This window comes from Pseudomonas baltica (genome assembly GCF_031880315.1).
Lineage (GTDB): Bacteria > Pseudomonadota > Gammaproteobacteria > Pseudomonadales > Pseudomonadaceae > Aquipseudomonas.
This window is the reverse complement of the sequence record NZ_CP134771.1, coordinates 2217983-2236982: the sequence shown is the minus strand read 5'-3', so window position 1 is coordinate 2236982 and position 19000 is coordinate 2217983. Positions and strand designations below refer to the sequence as shown.

Here is a 19000-nt window from a genome sequence, read left to right as displayed (position 1 = left end):
CCGCTTTCGGGCTTGTCATCGCTTTGACGTTGGCCAAATGACATTATCCGTGGGAGAGGGCCAATGGCCTCAGCACCTTCACTTTGGCAGCTGGCCAAGCTGCCATTGGCCATCGGCTTCGCCTCTTCGCTGGCGGCGCCGGCGTATGGCATCGCGTTCAACGTTGGCGATGTCGAGGGGCAGTTCGATTCCTCGCTGTCGATCGGCTCCAGTTGGTCGACGCAGAACCCTGATCGCCATCTGATCGGCGCCAACAATGGCGGCGTGGGGTTATCGCAGTCCGCAGACAACGGCCGCTTGAACTACAAGGCCGGCGACGCCTTCAGCAAGATCTTCAAAGGCGTGCACGACCTCGAGCTGAAATACGGCGACAGCGGCCTGTTCGTCCGCGGCAAGTACTGGTACGACTTTCAGCTCAAGGACGAAAACCAGCGTTTCGCCGATATCAGCGATTCCGGGCGCGAACAGAGCGCTCGCTCGTCGGGCGCCGAGTTTCTCGATGCCTTCGTCTACCACAATTTCGCCATTGGCGATTTGCCGGGCACCGTGCGCCTGGGCAAGCAAGTGGTCAACTGGGGCGAGAGCACCTTCATCGGCGGCGGCATCAACAGCATCAACCCGATCGATGTTTCGGCGTTTCGTCGTCCCGGCGCCGAGATCAAGGAAGGCTTGATCCCGGTCAACATGTTCTACCTGTCCCAGAGCCTGACCGACAACCTCACCGCCGAGGGCTTCTATCAAATCGGCTGGAAGGCGACGGTCAATGACAACTGCAGCACGTTTTTCTCGCAGTCCGATGTGATCACCGGCGGCTGCAACGACAACCTCGGCGTGCTCGGCACCCAGAGCGCCACGCTGGCGCGCCTGCCTGCCGGGCAGCGCACCGCTGCGGCAGCTGCCCTGGCGGCTCAGGGAGTCAGCTATGGCTCGCCGGACGAGGGCGTGATCGTGCATCGCGGCGCCGATCGCGATGCCCGCGACAGCGGTCAGTTCGGCCTGGCCCTGCGTTACCTCTATGACCCGCTCGACACCGAGTTCGGCGCCTATTTCATGAATTACCACAGCCGCCTGCCGATGTTCAGCGGCCACGCTGCGCCGGCCAGCGCCTACTCCAGCGCCAGCGCGTTGCAGGCCGCCGGGCTGTCGCCGGCCGCGGCCCGGTCGCTGGTGCCGACGGTGGTCACGGCCAACTCCAATTACTACCTCGAATACCCCGAGGACATTCGCCTGTACGGCTTGAGTTTCGCCACCACGCTGCCGTCGGGTACGGCCTGGAATGGTGAAGTGAGCTACCGGCCCAATGCGCCGATCCAGATCAACACCACGGATATTCTGTATTCCGGTCTGGCAGTGCCCGGCGTCTCGCAGTTGACCGGCACGCCGGGCAGCGATCAGCAGGGTTATCGCCGCAAGGAGATCACCCAGGTGCAGACCAGCCTCACGCATTTCTTCGATCAGTTGATGGGCGCCGACCGCCTGACCCTGGTGGGTGAAGTCGGCTGGACCCACGTCGGTGGACTGGACAGCACCTCCAAGCTGCGCTACGGCCGCGACGCCAGTTACGGCCCCGGCCCGCTGGGCAACGGCACCTGTCAGCGCCTCAACAGCGCGACCCTGGCCGGCACCGGGCAGAACGGAGTCAGCCGCTATTGCGAGAACGACGGCTACACCACCACCGATTCCTGGGGCTACCGGGCGCGGGCGATCTGGGAGTTCAACAACGTGATCGCCGGGGTCAACCTCAAACCCAACATCGCCTGGTCTCACGACGTCGACGGTTACTCGCCGGGCCCGGGGGGCAACTTCGAAGAGGGCCGCAAAGCGGTCAGTCTCGGGCTCGATGCCGAATACCAGAACACCTACACAGCGAGCCTGTCGTACACCAATTTCTTTGATGGCAAATACAGTACGGTCGATGATCGGGACTTCGCTTCACTGAGTTTCGGTGTGAATTTCTAGCGCCCGGGGGCTTGATTCGATGAACGCTACCAAAGTCCTGTTACAGATCGGCATCCTCAGCCTGGCCCTGTTCGCCGCTGACGTGTTGGCAGAGGTGTCCGCCGCCGAGGCCAAGCACCTGGGTGCCAACCTGACGCCGATGGGGGCCGAGCGTGCAGGCAATGCCGATGGCTCCATCCCGCCCTGGACGCCGATGGCGAAGACCGCCGCGCCAGTCGACAACCGTGGTTTTCTGGGCAATCCGTACGCCAACGAAAAGCCGCTGTTCGTCATCACCGCGCAGAATGTCGAGCAGTACAAGGCCCGGCTGACCCCAGGCCAGATGGCGCTGTTCAAGCGTTATCCGGACAGCTATCGGATGCCGGTCTACACCTCCCATCGCGGCGCCACGGTGCCGGAGGAGATCTTTGCCGCCATCCGCCGCAACGCGACGCAAACCACACTGGTATCCGATGGCAACGGCTTGCAGGACTTCAGCAGTGCAGTGCCTTTCCCGCTGCCGCACAACGGCCTGGAAGTGATCTGGAATCACATCACCCGTTATCGCGGTGGCAGCATCAAGCGTTCGATCATCCAGGCGATGCCACAGCAAAACGGCTCGTTCAGCCCGGTATCGCTGCAGGAGCAGTTAGTGTTCCGGGATCGCATGAAGGATTTCGATCCGGCCAATCCGGGCAATGTGCTGTTCTATTTCAAGCAGGAAGTCACTGCGCCTGCACGTCTGGCAGGCAGCGTGCTGTTGGTCCACGAGACCTTGGACCAGGTTGCCGAGCCTCGTGAAGCCTGGCTCTACAATGCCGGCCAGCGCCGCGTTCGACGGGCTCCGCAAGCAGCTTATGACGCGCCTGGGACCGCCGCCGACGGTTTGCGCACCTCCGACAACCTCGACATGTTCAATGGCGCCCCGGATCGCTACGACTGGCAATTAGTGGGCAAGCAGGAGTTGTACATCCCGGAGAACAGTTATGCGCTGGATTCGCCCAGCTTGAAATATGCAGACATACTTCAGGCTGGGCATATCAATCAGGATTTGGCGCGCTACGAGCTGCGCCGGGTCTGGCACGTGGTCGCCACACTCAAGCCCGGACAGCGGCATGTGTACGCCAAGCGTGACTTCTACTTCGACGAAGACACCTGGCAAGCGGCGATCATCGATCACTACGATGGCCGCGGGCAGCTGTGGCGGGTGGCCGAAGCCCATGCCGAAAACTACTACAACAACCAGGTGCCCTGGTATGCGTTCGAGGTGCTCTACGACCTGCAGGCCGGGCGCTACGTGGCCTTGGGCCTGAAGAACGAAGAGGCCCGTGGCTACCAGTTCGGCGTGCCGGCCAGCACCAGCGAGTTCACGCCTGCAGCGTTGCGTCAGGAGGGTGTGCGCTAGCAGGCCCGGCCCCTTCGCGAGCAAGCTCGGCTCCCACAGAGGCGGTGTCGTACTCAGGTGCGAGCAAGGCTTGCCCGCGAAGGGGCCGCAACGGACACCCTGATCCTCCATCCATAAATATTTTTTTACCTGCCCGACCCCTCTCCATAGTGGCACCCCGCCCACTGTCACAAAAGCATTCGACTGACTGTCATCAAACTTACACATTCAAAGCATTAAATCTGCAACGTCTTCTCCAGTGGGCTTTCCCACAAATCCCTTGACTGAGGTGTTGCCGTGATTCTGCTGACCAAAAATCGTCTCTCGATTTTGCTGGCTTCGTTGTGCCTGAGTGGCATGGCGCATGCGACTGATGTAACGGGTGCAGGTTCGAGCTTCGTATTTCCGGTGGTGTCCAAGTGGTCCCAGGACTACAGCAAGGCATCGCCTAACCGCATCAACTACCAGTCCATCGGTTCGGGTGGCGGTATCGCGCAGATCAAGGCAGCCACGGTCGATTTCGGTGCTTCCGACGCGCCGTTGTCGGCAGAGGACCTTCAGGCCGCCGGCCTGGGTCAATTCCCTAGCGTCATCGGCGGTATCGTACCGGTCGTCAACATCGAAGGCGTCGAGCCGGGCAAGTTGAAACTGGACGGCCCGACCCTGGCCAAGATTTTCATGGGCGATATCAAGAAGTGGAACGACCCTGCCATCGTCGCGCTGAACGCTGGCGTGACGCTGCCTGACCAGGCCATCACCGTCGTGCACCGCTCGGACGGCTCGGGTACCTCTTTCAACTTCACCAACTACCTGTCCAAGGTCAGTCCCGAGTGGAACGAAAAGCTCAAGTTCGGTACCACCGTGCAGTGGCCAGCGGGTGTGGGCGGCAAGGGTAACGAAGGTGTTTCGGCCTACGTGAAGCAGATCAAGGGCTCGATCGGCTATGTCGAATTCGCCTATGCACTGCAGAACAAAATGGCTCACACCCAGCTGAAAAACGCTGCGGGCAAGTTTGTCGAACCTAGCGCCAAGGCGTTCGGTGCCGCTGCCGATACCGCTGACTGGGCGAGCGCCAAAGACTTCAACCTGATCATGACCAATGCCCCGGGCGAGGCCGCATGGCCGATCACCGCTACCACCTGGATCATCATGTACAAGACGCCGAAGAACGCCGAGCAAAGCAAGGCCGCTTTCGACTTCTTCAAATGGTCGCTGGAAAACGGTCAGGAACAAGCCGCTTCGCTGGACTACGTGGCCCTGCCGAAGTCGCTGGTCGCGAAGATCGAAGGCTACTGGAAATCCGATTTCAACAAGTGATTCGATCCCGTTGAAATCCAAGACTGTAACGCTCTTTCCGGGTGCCCCCACGGGGGTATCCGGATCGGGCTTTTTCTGCGAGTGGACCTGACATGACCGAAAACACTCAATACCTGTCCACTGCGATCTCCAAGAGCGACAGTCCGGGCGACAAGCGTGCCGCCCGCGACCATCGTCATGACGTCTGGTTTCGCCGTACGATGCAAGGCGCTGCCATGCTGGTGCTGTTGTTGCTGGCCAGTATTGCCGGATCGACCCTGTGGGGTGGATTCGAAGCGTTCAAGACCTTTGGCTTCGGGTTTCTGACCAGCACCGAGTGGGACGTCGTAGGCGGCCATTTCGGCGCTGTAGTGCCTATCTACGGGACCCTGGTGACTTCTTTTCTTGCCCTGTTGATCGCCGTACCGGTCAGCTTCGGCATCGCGATTTTCCTTACTGAAGTAGCGCCGCCCTGGTTGCGCATGCCGATCGCTTCGGCCATCGAACTGCTGGCGGGCATTCCATCGATCATCTACGGCATGTGGGGCCTGTTCATCTTCGGCCCGTTCATGGCCGAGTACATGGCCCCCTGGATCAACGACAACCTCGGCGCACTGCCGCTGATCGGCAGTCTGTTTCAGGGCCCGCCACTGGGGATCGGCATGCTCACCGCCGGTATCGTGCTGGCGATCATGATCATTCCGTTCATTACCTCGGTGATGCACGAGGTGTTCCGCACCGTGCCATCGGCGCTCAAGGAGTCGGCCTACGCCTTGGGCGGCACCACGTGGGAAGTGGTCTGGGACATCGTCCTGCCATACACCCGCACCGCAGTGGTCGGCGGTATTTTCCTGGGGCTCGGCCGGGCGCTGGGGGAAACCATGGCAGTGACCTTCGTGTTGGGTAACGCTCACCAGTTCTCTTCTTCGCTGATGATGCCCAGCAGCTCGATTGCCTCGGTGATCGCCAACGAGTTCAGCGAGTCGTATACCGACCTCCACCGCTCTTCGCTGATTGCCCTGGGCTTCCTGCTGTTCGTCGTGACCTTCGTCGTGCTGGCCTTGGCGCGATTGATGCTGATGCGCCTGTCGCGCAAGGAGGGCCTGTGAGTAACGAAAGCATTTATCGCAAGCGCGCGTTGAAGAACCGCCTTGCGATGGTCCTCAGCTGCGCCGCCACGCTGTTCGGCCTGTTGTGGCTGGTGTGGATTCTGCTGACCACCATTATCAAGGGCGCCAGCGCGCTCAATCTCGCCCTGTTCACCGAAATGACGCCGCCGCCCGGCAGCGCCGGTGGCCTGGCCAACGCCTTTTACGGCAGCGCCCTGATGTCGCTGATCGCCTTGCTCATCGGTACGCCGATCGGCCTGGCGGCCGGTGTCTGGCTGGCGGAGTTCGCGCGCCACAGCAAGCTGGGCAATACCGTGCGCTTCATCAACGACATCCTGCTGTCGGCGCCGTCCATCGTGCTGGGGCTGTTCGTGTACACCGGGGTGATTCTGCCGATGAGTGCCTTGAGCAATCATCAGATCGGTTTCTCGGCCTTCGCCGGCTCGCTGGCTCTGGCGCTGCTGGTCATCCCGGTGGTCGTGCGGACCACCGACGAAATGCTCCAACTGCAACCTTCCACCATGCGCGAAGCAGCCCTGGCATTGGGTGTCCCGCAATGGAAGCTGACCTTGCAGATCGTTCTGCGGGCGGCCAAGGCCGGGGTGGTGACGGGGGTGATCCTTGCTCTGGCGCGTATTACCGGTGAGACCGCGCCGCTGCTGTTCACCGCGTTCGGCAACCAGTTCTGGAGCAGCAATCTGCTCAAGCCGATCGCCAGCGTGCCGGTGGTGGTGTTCCAGTACGCCATGAGCCCCTACGACGACTGGCACTCGCTGGCCTGGGCCGGTGCGCTGGTGCTGACCCTGTTCGTGTTGATGCTCAGCTTGCTCTCTCGCCTAATCCTTTTGCGCAATAGGTCTCACTGATGAATGTTCTTCCTGCGGCTCCGCAAACCAAGATTCAGGTCCGCGATCTGGAGTTCTACTACAACGATCAGCGTTCGTTGAAGAAGATCAACATGGACATCCCGGAAAAGCACGTCACCGCCATCATCGGCCCGTCGGGCTGCGGCAAGTCGACCCTGTTGCGCGTGTTCAACCGCATCTACGCCATGTACCCCAAGCAAGAGGCGCGCGGCCAGGTGCTGCTCAATGGCGAAAACATCCTCGACTCGCACTACTCGATGAACCGCCTGCGCAGCAACGTCGGCATGGTGTTCCAGAAGCCGGTGCCGTTCCCGATGTCGATCTATGACAACATTGCCTACGCCGTGCGCCATCACGAAAAGCTCTCGCGCCGCGAGATGGACGAGCGCGTCGAACAGGCTCTGCGTGGCGGCGCGTTGTGGGATGAGGTCAAGGACAAGCTCAAGCAAAGCGCCCAGAGCCTGTCGGGTGGTCAGCAACAACGCCTGTGCATTGCCCGCACCATCGCCTTGCGCCCGCAGGTCCTGCTGCTCGACGAACCGACCTCGGCGCTGGACCCGATCTCTACCGGCCGCATCGAGCAACTGATCACCGAGCTCAAGGAGCAGTTCACTGTGATCATCGTCACTCACAACATGCAACAAGCCGCGCGCTGCTCGGATTACACCGCATTCATGTTCATGGGCGAGCTGATCGAGCATGGCGACACCGACACCATCTTCACCAAACCCAGCAAGACTCAGACCGAGGATTACATTACCGGGCGCTTTGGTTGATGGCGCGGCCTGCCTGGCAGGCCATTCGCAATATCCGGTTAAAAATCTTGTCACGGAATTTTTCTTCACAAATGGGTCAAACTCCAAGCAGAGTTGTGCAGCATCTGTCTTCTGCCTTTCGAATTACTGCCCAGGAGTTTTCCATGTTCACCTCGCATCGCTTGTTGATCGCCGCCACCGCCGTTGCCATGCTGTCGGGCTGTGTTTCGCAGGGCAATCCCTATGACAATCAGGGCCAGGCTCAGCAGGGCGGGGGCGTGAGCAAGACCGCCAAGTACGGTGGCCTTGGGGCGCTGGCAGGGGCTGTAGCGGGTGCGGCGATCGACCATAACAACCGTGGCAAAGGCGCGCTGATCGGTGCGGCGGTGGTCGGTGCCTCGGCGGCCGGCTATGGCTATTACGCCGACCGGCAAGAGAAGGCCCTGCGTGCGAGCATGGCCAATACCGGCGTCGAGGTGCAGCGCCAGGGTGACCAGATCAAGCTGATCATGCCCGGCAATATCACCTTCGGTACTGATTCTTCCGCGATCGCCAGCAGCTTCTATGCGCCGCTCAATAATCTGGCCACCTCGTTCAAGCAGTTCAACGAAAACACCATCGAGATCGTCGGCTTCACCGACAGCACCGGCAGTCGCCAGCACAACATGGACCTGTCGTTGCAGCGCGCCCAGGCGGTCAGCACCTACCTGACCTCCCAGGGCATCGATGCCTCGCGCCTGTCGGTGCGCGGTGCCGGGCCTGATCAGCCGATCGCCAGCAACGCCGATGCCAATGGCCGGGCGCAGAACCGTCGGGTCGAGGTCAACCTCAAGCCGATCCCCGGTCAGCAGTACCAGCAGGCGCCTCAGCAGTAATCGCCGCATCCCAGAATCCCGCTTCCGGCGGGATTTTTTGTGGGCGTGTGGATTATCCGTCGCTGGTTTTCAGCGTGCGTGCGGCCGACGAAAAAGTGCGACAATAGCCCATCTATCTGCTCTGGCCCCGAGCCCCGTGCTGGCCTTGAGCTGCGCCTGCCGAAATGGCACCGCGACCGTCCCTGGAGGCAACGTTCCATGAAAATCCTTGTGGTTGAAGACAACCGCGACATCCTCGCCAACCTGGCCGATTACCTCGGGCTCAAGGGTTACACCGTGGATTGCGCCCAGGACGGCCTGTCGGGCTTGCACCTGGCCGCCACCGAGCATTACGACCTTATCGTCCTCGACATCATGTTGCCGGGTATCGATGGTTACACCCTGTGCAAGCGCCTGCGTGAAGATGCCCGCCGCGATACCCCGGTGATCATGCTCACCGCCCGCGATCAACTGGATGACCGCCTCCAGGGCTTCCGCTCCGGGGCCGACGATTACCTGCTCAAGCCGTTCGCCTTGTCGGAGCTGGCGGCGCGTATCGAAGCGGTCATGCGTCGCGCCCAGGGTGGCGGACGACGCAACCTGCAGGTCGGCGATCTGGTCTACGACCTCGATACCCTCGAAGTGACCCGCGATGGCCGCCTGCTCAAACTCAACCCGGTAGGCCTCAAACTGCTCGCCGTGCTGATGCAGAAAAGCCCCCACGTGTTGCGCCGTGAAGTGCTCGAAGAAGCCTTGTGGGGCGACGACTGCCCAGACAGCGACAGCCTGCGCAGCCATGTTCACCAATTGCGTCAAGTGATCGACAAGCCCTTCGACAAGCCGCTGCTGCACACGGTACACGGCGTGGGCTACCGCCTGACCGAGGGGCGGGATGGAGTTTAAACAAAGCCTCTCCCAGCGCATCATCATCGCTTTCGGCTTGATGAGCGCACTGGTAGCGGGGGCCTTTGCAGGCGGCATCGTGTTGACGGTTCACCTGGTGGAAGAGCGGTTGATCTCCACCGAGCTGGGCGGGGACCTGCAGCGGCTGCTGGCAGCTGACACGCTTGAGGATTGGAGCCATACCCCCGAGCCCAACCAGCTGTTCTACTTCAGTGGCGGCGAGGGCGAGTATCGCCTGCCCCACGACCTCAAGCACCTGTCCACCGGTTTTCACGAAGTGTTCCGCGGCCCGCTGTCCTATCACGCGATGGTGAAATTCGTGGACGGGCGCCGCTACGTGCTGTTGCAGGACCAGAGTGATTTCGAGGACCGCGAGCGACTGCTGTTCGCCGTGGTATTCGTGGGCTTCGTCCTGAGTTTAGGCGTGGCGGCGCTGCTGGGCTGGCTGCTGGCGCGGCGGGTCATGGCGCCGGTCATTCGTCTGTCGCGCCAGGTCCGCCATCGTGATCAGTTGCTGGGGCTGGCACCGCCACTGGGGCCCGACTACGCCGGCGATGAGGTCGGGCAACTGGCCGTAGCCTTCGATGCCGCCCTGGGTCGGCTGCGCCATGCCTTGACCCGCGAGCGGCTGTTCACCAGCGATGTCAGTCACGAACTGCGCACACCCTTGATGGTATTGGCCGGCTCGTGCGAGTTGCTGCTGGAATACCCGATGCTGGATGAGGCTTCGCGCAGCCAGGTGTTGCACATTCGCCATGTCAGCGAGGAAATGCGCGAACTGGTGCAGACCTTCCTGATGCTGGCCCGGGCCCAGAGCAACGAAGGTGTCAGCACCAAGACCAGCCTGGTTCGGGTGGCCGACGATGTGGCCGCGCTGTGGCGGGTACCCGTCGAACGCAAGGGGCTGCAGTTGGTCTACGAGCGGATCGATGTTGACGACACCCACTACAGTTCGACCTTTCTACACGCGGTCATGGGCAACCTGTTGCGCAACGCCTTGCATCACACCGAGCAGGGCATGATTCGCCTGCAGGTTCGCACGCACAGCTTCGTGGTCGAAGATGTCGGCGCCAATGTGGCCGAGTCGCAGCGCGATCTGCTGCTCTCCCAGACGAGCGCTCTGCCCATGGAACGTATGGGTTTGGGGCTGTCGCTGGTGCAACGCATCTGCGCCGACCAGGGCTGGCGCATCACCTTGACCCCACTTGCGCCCGCGGGCTGTCGTTTCCAGGTTGATTTGGAACCGCTGCACTGACATCTGCGTACTGCCTCGCTCAACGAAACTTTCACATAGGCATCACTGCGCTATCACTTCGGCGCGCCTATCGTCGGCCGGCATCATCAAGGACCCGTGGCAGGTGTGGCACCATTCGTCGCTCAGGGCTGCGTCGCGATAGGAATTAATCTACTTTTATCGGACGGCGTTTGGCAGCGTTGTCAAAGGGTTGCAGTCATGAAGCTAGAAATCGCTCGAAGTTTGTTCCTGGTAGCAGCGCTAGCGGTCACTTCGGTCGCCATGGCGGCGTGGCAGGAGCCACGTTCGCAGGTGCTGAGTGCCGAAGACGGTGAAGGAATCGGTGGGATGTCCAAGGCACCAAAAGCCCAGACCACCGAGCGGCCGGATCATAGTCTGCTGCTCCTGATGTTCGGTCTGGCGCAAGGCAAGAAGGCAGGCTGACGTGCTGTAGTCGATGCAACAACTAAAAGGCCCCGGGATGGGGCCTTTTTGCGTGGGGTCAATCACCTGTCGATCTGATCATTCGACCCGGCGGGGCGCGAACTCCAGGACTTTGTCAGGGGCGATGCTCACCACCGTGCCATTGCTCAACTCGGATTGCCCGACGGTGACCACGCGATCGCCTGGCGCCAGACCATCGTTGACCACCACCAAGCCTTCACGTGTTTCGCCGGTATCGATCGAGCGGCGCTCGACGATGTGCATCGGCTGATCGTTGCTGTCAGCTTTGTCGATCACCACGTAGACCGAGTCACCCGACAGGGTATACGCGATCGCACTTTGCGGAACCACGATCTGGCGGCCCTGCCACTGGCGTTGTTCGACGGTGGCGACACCCACGCTGACGGGGGCCTTGAAGGCACTGAACCGCTGGATCTGATGGTAGACGGTAAGGCCCTTGTAGCCTGCGAGGGCCAGCACCAGCAACAACACCACGGCCAACATGATCAGCAAACGCCGACGGAGCATATCCGCTTCCTTGGAAAGACTTTGAAAAACAACACTGCACATTATGCGCGATGAGCAAGGGTTTCCAGTAGCCCGTGTTGCTGGATATGAAACAAGGTCTGTCAGCGCAAGGCGTGCAAGTGGTTGTCCCACCAGCCTGAAGGCAGCGTGAGCGCAGTTGCGATCGGTGTATCCGGCCGGCAATCGTAATAGCGACAGCGACCCTGCCCAGAGGTCACCACAAAGCCGTCATGCACCGCGGCCACCCCTGCACAATCGGGCAGAGGCGCATCCAGGCGCACGGCTGCGGTGTCCAGGTCCCAGATAAAAAAGCGGTTGGCCCTGGGCGCTGTCAGTGCCACCAGGCGCTGGCCGTCATGCACGGCGACGCTGGCGGTGTAGTGAGCCATGGACTGCAGTTGCGCGTCGGCCACGGCAAAGGCGGCGAAGGCGGCGCCCGGTCGCTTGATCGCTAGCAGCGGTGCGACTTCTCGGGCATCGCCCATGAATTGCTGGCATGTGAGAATCGTGCCGTCATCGGCGATGGCCAGGTGGCGCACGCTGTTCATGACCTGAGGCAGGGCTTCGTGGCTGATGAGGGTACCGTCGCGGCGCATCAATACCAGGCTGGGCTGCATGGCGTGCAGGTTCATGTCCACCCGGCTTTCGGCCTCGGTGCGAATGCCGCCATTGGCCACGACCAAGGTTTCGCCATCCGGCAGCCACGCCACTTGATGAGGGCCAATACCATGGGTGGCGATTTCGCCCGTGCGTTGCAGGTGGGGCCCGTCGAAACGGTAGACGCCCAACAGGCCGCGCCCGGGGTCGGTGGTGTCGTTCTCGGTGGTGTACAGCCATTCGCCGCCTTTGTGGATCACGGCATGGCCATAGAAGTGCCGATCGGCGGGTGTGTGCAGCGTCTGCAGCAGGCGCCCGTCGCGCAGGTCCAGCAGATAGCTTTCGGTGCCTGGGCGACGGGCGACGAACAGTGCGATGGGCTGGCTGGGGTGATGGATGATGTCGTGGCACCGCTGGCCGACCTCGGTAGCGAATACCTGCCGGCCGTCCAGCCGATAGCCGACGGCGTAGTGGCGGCCGTCGCTGTCGTCCCGTGCCGACAACAGCAATGGCGACGCCTGGCGGCCCTTGAACAGTTTCCAGCCGCCGAGGGTCACCGCGCTCAGCAACGCGCTGCCCAAAGTGAGACGCTGAGGGATGGCCATATCAGTCACCGTCGTTGGCATTGAAGCCCAGTTGAATGTTCAAGGCCTTGGCCAGTTCGTTCTGGTGCAAGCGATGGACGCCATCGAGGCGCGCGTAGATATCGTCGAGCACTGGCTTGCCGGCGGGGTCCTCCAGCAGCGCGGTGAGCGAGCGGCTGTTGGCATCCAGCGCGTGCAGGGCGGCGGCGTAGGCGCTATCGATTTTTTCCGCCAGCGCTTTTTGATCCGCTGGCAGCAGGCCGCGCAAGCCCTTGCCATCGACCCCCAGCCACACGCTCTGGGCCGCCAGCAGCGAAGCCTGCAGGCTTTTCAGCGATGATTGGCTGCGCCATGCCTCGGCCTGATACGGCTGCGGCACGCCTTTGCTCTGGCGGCCCATGGGCGTGCCGAGTTTTTTCTTGAGGGTGTCGAGTGCAGTCACTTGTACGCGCAAGACTTCGGCGATGGCCTCGTGGGAATCGGCGTAACGCTGGTTGGGGAATTTCGACATCTGCGCGAGTACGCCGTCGGTGCCGGTCCAGCCCGCGAGAATGGCCTCGGCGAGGTGTTTCTGCCGTTCGCCAATGGCTACCAACAGTGGGCAGTAGCTGGCCTTGCGCGTCGCATCGGCCAGTTCCGGTTTGCTGTCGAAAAGGATGTATTCGTAAGCCGACAGGCCCTGGACCACCACGCTGGCGGTGGTCAGGGACTGGGCGTCGATGGGCTGCCCGGCGCTGATCAGCGCCTCGACCTGGCGCCCCACCAGGTTCTTCTTGTCTGGCCAGAACTGCACCGACCAGGCGCGGTTGCCCTCGGCCAGGGGGCCGATCAACAGCGGCTGCAAGGCGGCCCAGGCCTTCTGTGCGTGGAGAAAGTCAGCGCGAGCTGTGGTCAGGTCGGCGGTGCCGGCGCAGAAGGCGAGGGCGCTGATCGCCAGTTGCCGATCGGCCTCGACCCAGCGGGAGTAGGTGGGCAGGATCACCTGATTGGCGATGGCGGCACTGGTGTCGGCCTGTGGGTCCTTGGCCTGTGGCGGCGAACAGGCGCCCAGCGCCAGCGCGGCGAGGGTGGTGAACAAGAGCTTGGGGCGCAGTAACAATTTGTGTGGAGGCATGGAATGGGCGCTCGTGCGGATCACAGTGAATTGAGGAACGCCAGCAGGGCATCGCGCTGCTCGGCATTGAAGGTCAGGACGTGGCGCTTGGCGGGCTCGGCCTCGCCGCCGTGCCAAAGCACTGCTTCGAGCAGGTTGCGGGCACGGCCGTCGTGGAGGAACTGGCTGTGGCCACTGACTGTTTCGCTCAGGCCTATGCCCCATAGCGGCGGCGTGCGCCAGTCGCTGGGGCCGGCCAGGAACTCGGCACGGCCGTCGGCCAGGCCGGGGCCCATGTCGTGCAGCAGCAGGTCGGTGTAAGGCCGAATGATCTGGTTCGCCAGGGCAGGATCGTCGGCGTCGCTGGCGGTGGTGTACTGCGGCACGTGGCAGGCCTGGCAACCGGCCTCATAGAACAGATTCTTGCCGGCGAGCACCTGCGGCGCGGCGACATCACGGCGCGCCGGTACGCCCAGATGGCGGGTATGGAACTGCACCAGGCGCAGGATGTTGTCGCTCACTTCCAGACCGCCGTCCGGCGCGTTGCCATTGGCCGCAGCAATGCAGGCGGTTTGCGCGGCCGTACAGTCATCGGCCGGTTTGAGGCGGCTGGTCAAGCCCATGTCGCCTGCAAAGGCGTGGGCGTTCTGCTGCAGGAGGCTCGGTTGCCCGGCCTTCCAGCCGAAGCGTCCGAGTACGGTGCTGCCCAGGGTGTCGTCCCACACGCGATTGGCTTTGCCTTGCACGCCGTTACCCTGCTTTGCCTTGCACGCCGTTACCCTGCTTGGCCTGGGTGCTGGCGTTGGCCAGGATCGCCTCTTCAGGGATGGCTTCGAGCAGGCCCAGGCCGATCATCGGCGGTGCGATGCGTGCGGACATCTGTGTGTCGGGATGCAGGGGGCCATAGCCAAGTTGGCTGATCTGCACCTGCGGTTTGCGCAACGCCACTCGAAAACCGTCGTCGAACCACACCTCGACCGCGCTGTACTCGACCCGCACCTTGCCCTCCGCAGGCACCCCGGGGATGGCCATGTCCTGCAATTGCGTGCCATAGGTGGGTTCGGGGATCACGCCGGTGCGTTCCAGCAGCGCTTGCTGGCCGGTCGCCGGGGCGATCGAAAGGCGCACCAGCATCGATACCGCATTGAGCGCCTCGGGCCCTGGTGGATGGCCGCGACCGTCGCGGATATGGCAGTTCTGGCAAGCATTGGTGTTGAACAGCGGCCCCAGGCCATCCCGTGCTGTGGTGCTCGATGGCGCGATGACCCAAGGGTTGCGAAAGAAACTGTTGCCCACGCTGAAATCCAGGCGTTGTTCGCGAGACAGATTGGCTGACGGCTGGGAGTAGGCCAGCCGATCCTGGCGCTTGACCGTCGCCTCCCCGGCCGAACGCGCCTCACCGGGCTCGGGCTCGGTGAAGCGCGGTGGCGCATCGCAGGCGCTCAGGCATGCGCTGAGGGCCAGGGCGAATAGGCGAAACCATGAGGCGTACATCGGCGAGCCTGTTGCCGGATAACCTGTGGGAGCGAGTTCTGCTCGCGAAGCTGGCAAAGGCTTCACGGGCAGCGCCGCTCCCACAGGTATTCTCCTTGCAGGATCAAAACTCGTGATCAGCGGTATCCGGGTTCAGATCCGTGATGCCCAGTTTGCCGGCTGCCTGTTCGATGGCACCGGTCTGCTTCACCAGCGCAGCGATGGCATCGCGGACCACCTGATTGCCGGCACTGTTGCCCGGCGCAATCAACTGGTCGAAATGCTCGCCCTTGTTGGCGTGATCGACGATCACTTGCATACGCGCTTCGGTGTCGGCGAGATCGGCCTGCAAGGTGAGGTCGGTGGTCTTGTCGGCCTTGGCCACCAGCGACGACAGACTGGCGCCTGTCAGTTTGCTGCCATCGACGCGGGTGTATTCGCCCAGGTAGATATTGCGGATGCCCTTGGCGTTATAAAACGCCGAGTTGTGGGTGTTATCGCTGAAGCAATCGTGCTCGTCTTCCGGCGAGTTGGCTTCCAGCGCCACCTTCAGGCGTTCGCCGGCCAGCTCACCCAAGGACAGGCTGCCGATGCCGAACAGCATCTTGCGCAAGCCCGCGTCGACGGGTTCCTTGGCCAGGGTGGCGCGGTAGTTGTCGGCCACATTGGGCTGCCATTGGCCGACCATTTCCTTGAGGTCGCTGACCAGCAAATCGGTCACAGCCTTCAGGTAGGCACGGCGACGCTCGTTGTGACCGCCGGTGGCGCCAGCGCCTTCGAGGTAATCGGACGCCGGGCGATTGCCGGCCCCCGGGCCGGTACCGTTGAGGTCCTGGCCCCAGAGGAGGAATTCGATGGCATGGTAGCCGGTGGTGACGTTGGCTTCGGAGCCACCCAGCTCGTTGAGGCTGGCGAGTTTTTCAGGGGTGATGTCCTTGACGTCGACTTTGTCTTCGCCCACCTGGATTTCGGTGTTGGCGATGATATTGGCCGTGGCTGCGGGGTTGCCGAGGGCGTGCTCGTAGCTCTTGTCGGTGTAGTCGATCAGGCCCTCGTCCAGGGGCCAGGCGTTGACCTGGCCTTCCCAGTCATCGATGAGGGTGTTGCCGAAGCGGAAGGCTTCGGTCTGCAGATACGGCACGCGGGAGGCTACCCAGGCGTCGCGTGCGGCCTTGAGGGTCGCGTCGCCGGGCTTGGCGAGGAAGGCGTCGACAGCGCTTTGCAGGGTTTGGGCGGTACTCAAGGAATCGCTGAACGCGGCATAGGCCAGCTCGGCGTAGTGGTCGACCACGACTCTGGCGGCGCTTTCGTCGACGTTGACGGACGCTGTGGCGGTGGTCGCAGTGGCGGTGCTTGCAGCGGGTGTCGGCACCTTGTCGGCCGCTTTTTCCTTGTCGCTGCTGTCACCGCAGCCGGCGAGGGAGATGGCAATGGCCAGCAGACTGGCGCTGGCCAGGGGCATACGAATCATGGCGAAATCCTGCGTCAAAAATGGGCTCGACCGCGCGCTGCAGCACGCGAAACGGCGCCATGATGCGAAGGATTTGCATTTGCTGTAAAGGACGAATATTAAAAATATTTCATGTAACTTTATGTTACCAGGCATGTAACTGAATGTTGCAAGTCTTTATCTAAAAAATCCTTAAATTTCAGAGGGTTACATCGTTAAGGATTTCAGTCTGTCAGCCTGTTTCAGAAAGGCCAGTAATTCGCGAGCGGGCAGCGGTTTGCTGTACAGATAGCCCTGACCTTCATGGCACCCTTCGGAAATCACATAGGCTTCCTGGGCGCTGGTCTCCACGCCCTCGGCGATCACCTGCATGCCCAGGCTTTTGCCCAGTTGGATGATGGCCCGCACGATGGTGGTGTCATCGTCGTCCTGAACCAGATCCTGCACGAAGCTCTTGTCGATCTTGATCTTGTCCAGCGGCAACGATTTCAGATAACTCAGGGACGAGTATCCCGTACCGAAGTCATCGATGGCGATCAACGCGCCGGAGCGACGCAGGCTGAGTAGATGCTGGGCGGCGGTGCTGATGTCTTCCATCAGCCCAGTCTCGGTGACTTCCAGCTCCAGGCTGCGCGGCGGCAGACGGTACATTTGCAGGAAGTTGTTGACCACCCGCGGCAGCTCGTTGTGGTGCAGCTGCACGGTGGACAGGTTGACCGCCATGCGCAGGTTGCTGAAGCCCAGGTCGTGCCACTCGCGCAATTGCTTGCAGGACTGGTCGAGCACCCATTCGCCCAGGGCGATAATGGTGCCGTTCTGTTCGGCCAGTGGGATGAACTGGTCGGGCGGGACCATGCCGTGTTCCGGGTGGGTCCAGCGCAGCAAGGCTTCCACGCCGACCACACTGTGATCGCGATAGCTGATCTGCGGTTGGTAGACCAGGTGCAGCTGGTTTTTCGCCAGGGCCTCGCGCAGGTCCTTCTCGAGCTCGCGGCGCCGGCGCATTTCGCTGTCGACGCTGGCGATGTAGAACTGATAACGATTGCGCGAACGGCTTTTGGCCAGGGTCATGGTCTGTTCGGCTTTTTGCAGCAGTTTTTCGGTGCTGTCGCCGTCTTCCGGGAACAAGGTGATGCCGATGGTGGCGCGCAGGCGGATGTCTTCGAGGTCCAGACCAAAGGGCGCCTCAAGGCCGTCGAGTACATTCTGGGCCAGCTCGGCGGCCTCGTAGGGTTGTTCGATGTCGGCCTGGACCAGTGCGAACTGATCGCCGCCCAGCCGCGCCAGCGCCCCGAGACGGCCGCTGTAGCCGCGCAGACGGTCGGCCAATGCCAGCAGCAACTGGTCGCCGGTCTGGTAGCTGAACTGTTCGTTGATGCCCTTGAAATCATCGAGGCCGACGCACAGCACCGCCACCCGCCGTTGCAGGCGGCCAGCGTCGACGAGGATCTTGTCCAGTTGCTCCTGGAACTGCTGGCGGTTCGGCAGGCCGGTGAGAAAGTCGTACTGGGCCATGCGCAGCAGGCTGTTCTCGGCCTCATGGCGCAGGTGGGTGTTGCGATCGATAGAGGCCAGCAGTTGATTGGCGGTATTGACCCACACGCCCAGTTCGTTTTTCTCGTGGCCCTTGAGCAGCGGAATCTGGTGCTGGCTGGGGCGGTCGGGGTTGATCTGGGTCAGGTGCTCGATGATCTTGGACAGCGGCTTGGTCAGCAACCAGTGGTAGATCAGGTACAGCACCAGCGCCAGGGCGAGTGCCCGCAGGACGCCGGAAATGAAAATGATCACCGAGCTGGCGATGAAATCCTCGCCATAGGTGGCAGTGTCGAGGGTGATGCTGAGATCACCGTAATACTCGCTGTACTGGCCCTTGCCCACCAATTGGGTGGTGAAGGTGCGTTCCTGACCGAGGATCAGGTCGGTCATCCAGCGCAGCGGGAATTGCTGCAGCGGCCGGGATTTTTCCGCCAGCATGGTTTCGTTCGGGTGGCCGATGGAGGCCATGCGCACGGCATCGTTCTGGAACAGGCCTTCGATGACCTGCATGCCCATCTCGCGGTCCAGGCTATACACGGCCTGGGTGGAGGGATCGCGGAACATGTCGAGGACACGATTGGCATCGTTGGCCACGGCCTGACGCGTCTTGTGAATATCGAAGACGATCTGCGCACAACTGAGCACTACGCCCACGATCAATGCCGAGAGCAGCACGACCCTGAGCAGCTTGACCGACAAGCTGTGTTTAAGCTCCAGCTTCAATGGGGTATTCCTTGGTGGGTGCGCTTAACATCATTTAGCCATCATCTTTCGCAATCCCCTGCACTACGTCAAGGGATCGGTCAATGAAACCTAGGGGTTTTGCTCTGATGTACTACAAGGCGCAGCATTGGCTGTGTCTATGTGTCGGTCGCCGAGGGCAGAAACTTGAGGAGCCCGGGGGCAATATTGCCACGGGTTGATCTTAGCGTGCTATGAACTTGGGGCAAGCGTTA

At 61.9% G+C, this 19000-nt stretch carries 14 protein-coding genes and 2 pseudogenes; 10 read left to right on the top strand and 6 right to left on the bottom strand.

Annotation, left to right across the window (positions count from 1 at the left end; all coding sequences use genetic code 11):
• The first annotated feature begins 63 nt into the window (after positions 1 to 63).
• The 10 genes from REH34_RS09770 (at position 64) to REH34_RS09725 (ending at position 10783) form a co-directional block, all read left to right on the top strand.
• The gene (locus REH34_RS09770) at positions 64 to 1959 is read left to right on the top strand and encodes a DUF1302 domain-containing protein (protein WP_311971510.1); all 1896 of its coding nucleotides are present in this window, start codon (positions 64 to 66) and stop codon (positions 1957 to 1959) included.
• A gap of 19 nt (positions 1960 to 1978) precedes the next feature.
• Complete coding sequence (locus tag REH34_RS09765) at positions 1979 to 3343, top strand: DUF1329 domain-containing protein (protein WP_311971509.1); 1365 nt, start codon at positions 1979 to 1981, stop codon at positions 3341 to 3343.
• A gap of 276 nt (positions 3344 to 3619) precedes the next feature.
• Positions 3620 to 4639, top strand: coding sequence for a phosphate ABC transporter substrate-binding protein PstS (pstS, locus tag REH34_RS09760; RefSeq protein ID WP_226506779.1), 1020 nt, complete (start codon positions 3620 to 3622; stop codon positions 4637 to 4639).
• 92 nt (positions 4640 to 4731) lie between these two features.
• A complete protein-coding gene (pstC, locus tag REH34_RS09755) occupies positions 4732 to 5727 on the top strand; it encodes a phosphate ABC transporter permease subunit PstC (RefSeq protein ID WP_226506780.1) in 996 nt (331 codons plus the stop codon).
• Between the two features lie 47 nt (positions 5728 to 5774).
• Positions 5775 to 6593, top strand: coding sequence for a phosphate ABC transporter permease PstA (pstA, locus tag REH34_RS09750; RefSeq protein WP_226506888.1), 819 nt, complete (start codon positions 5775 to 5777; stop codon positions 6591 to 6593).
• Positions 6593 to 7369: a phosphate ABC transporter ATP-binding protein PstB gene (gene pstB, locus REH34_RS09745; protein ID WP_226506781.1), complete on the top strand. Its 777-nt coding sequence runs from the start codon at positions 6593 to 6595 to the stop codon at positions 7367 to 7369. The genes pstA and pstB overlap by 1 nt, the downstream gene beginning before the upstream one ends.
• 143 nt (positions 7370 to 7512) lie before the next feature.
• The gene (locus REH34_RS09740) at positions 7513 to 8223 is read left to right on the top strand and encodes an OmpA family protein (protein WP_226506782.1); all 711 of its coding nucleotides are present in this window, start codon (positions 7513 to 7515) and stop codon (positions 8221 to 8223) included.
• Between the two features lie 198 nt (positions 8224 to 8421).
• Positions 8422 to 9105 carry a two-component system response regulator ColR gene (colR, locus tag REH34_RS09735; RefSeq protein ID WP_226506783.1) on the top strand — a complete coding sequence of 228 codons (684 nt, stop codon included), beginning with the start codon at positions 8422 to 8424 and terminating at the stop codon, positions 9103 to 9105.
• Positions 9095 to 10360, top strand: coding sequence for a HAMP domain-containing sensor histidine kinase (locus REH34_RS09730; protein WP_311971507.1), 1266 nt, complete (start codon positions 9095 to 9097; stop codon positions 10358 to 10360). The genes colR and REH34_RS09730 overlap by 11 nt, the downstream gene beginning before the upstream one ends.
• A gap of 198 nt (positions 10361 to 10558) precedes the next feature.
• Entirely contained in the window at positions 10559 to 10783 is a 225-nt protein-coding gene (locus tag REH34_RS09725; protein ID WP_226506785.1) for a hypothetical protein, read from the top strand.
• Between the two features lie 357 nt (positions 10784 to 11140).
• On the opposite strand, the pseudogene REH34_RS30170 reads toward REH34_RS09725, so the two are convergent.
• From REH34_RS30170 to REH34_RS09695, 6 genes and pseudogenes are all read right to left on the bottom strand, one after another.
• Positions 11141 to 11311 (bottom strand): annotated as a pseudogene (locus tag REH34_RS30170) (efflux transporter periplasmic adaptor subunit); the annotation flags it as partial.
• Between the two features lie 101 nt (positions 11312 to 11412).
• Positions 11413 to 12513: a DUF1513 domain-containing protein gene (locus REH34_RS09715; protein ID WP_311971505.1), complete on the bottom strand. Its 1101-nt coding sequence runs from the start codon at positions 12511 to 12513 to the stop codon at positions 11413 to 11415.
• A gap of 1 nt (position 12514) precedes the next feature.
• On the bottom strand, positions 12515 to 13606 hold the full coding sequence (locus REH34_RS09710; protein WP_311971504.1) for an imelysin family protein: 1092 nt from the start codon (positions 13604 to 13606) through the stop codon (positions 12515 to 12517).
• Between the two features lie 20 nt (positions 13607 to 13626).
• A pseudogene (locus REH34_RS09705) lies at positions 13627 to 15079 on the bottom strand (di-heme oxidoredictase family protein).
• Positions 15080 to 15182: 103 nt separating this feature from the next.
• Entirely contained in the window at positions 15183 to 16529 is a 1347-nt protein-coding gene (locus tag REH34_RS09700) for an imelysin family protein (RefSeq protein ID WP_311971503.1), read from the bottom strand.
• Positions 16530 to 16715: 186 nt separating this feature from the next.
• Positions 16716 to 18767: an EAL domain-containing protein gene (locus REH34_RS09695; protein WP_311971502.1), complete on the bottom strand. Its 2052-nt coding sequence runs from the start codon at positions 18765 to 18767 to the stop codon at positions 16716 to 16718.
• Positions 18768 to 19000 lie beyond the last annotated feature (233 nt).

Coding starts and splice junctions, on each gene's coding strand:
- REH34_RS09770 (WP_311971510.1), top strand. CDS start 64: ATGGCCTCAGCACCTTCACTTTGGCAGCTGGCCAAGCTGCCATTGGCC.
- REH34_RS09765 (WP_311971509.1), top strand. CDS start 1,979: ATGAACGCTACCAAAGTCCTGTTACAGATCGGCATCCTCAGCCTGGCC.
- pstC (WP_226506780.1), top strand. CDS start 4,732: ATGACCGAAAACACTCAATACCTGTCCACTGCGATCTCCAAGAGCGAC.
- pstA (WP_226506888.1), top strand. CDS start 5,775: ATGGTCCTCAGCTGCGCCGCCACGCTGTTCGGCCTGTTGTGGCTGGTG.
- pstB (WP_226506781.1), top strand. CDS start 6,593: ATGAATGTTCTTCCTGCGGCTCCGCAAACCAAGATTCAGGTCCGCGAT.
- REH34_RS09740 (WP_226506782.1), top strand. CDS start 7,513: ATGTTCACCTCGCATCGCTTGTTGATCGCCGCCACCGCCGTTGCCATG.
- colR (WP_226506783.1), top strand. CDS start 8,422: ATGAAAATCCTTGTGGTTGAAGACAACCGCGACATCCTCGCCAACCTG.
- REH34_RS09730 (WP_311971507.1), top strand. CDS start 9,095: ATGGAGTTTAAACAAAGCCTCTCCCAGCGCATCATCATCGCTTTCGGC.
- REH34_RS09725 (WP_226506785.1), top strand. CDS start 10,559: ATGAAGCTAGAAATCGCTCGAAGTTTGTTCCTGGTAGCAGCGCTAGCG.
- REH34_RS09715 (WP_311971505.1), bottom strand. CDS start 12,513: ATGGCCATCCCTCAGCGTCTCACTTTGGGCAGCGCGTTGCTGAGCGCG.
- REH34_RS09710 (WP_311971504.1), bottom strand. CDS start 13,606: ATGCCTCCACACAAATTGTTACTGCGCCCCAAGCTCTTGTTCACCACC.
- REH34_RS09700 (WP_311971503.1), bottom strand. CDS start 16,529: ATGATTCGTATGCCCCTGGCCAGCGCCAGTCTGCTGGCCATTGCCATC.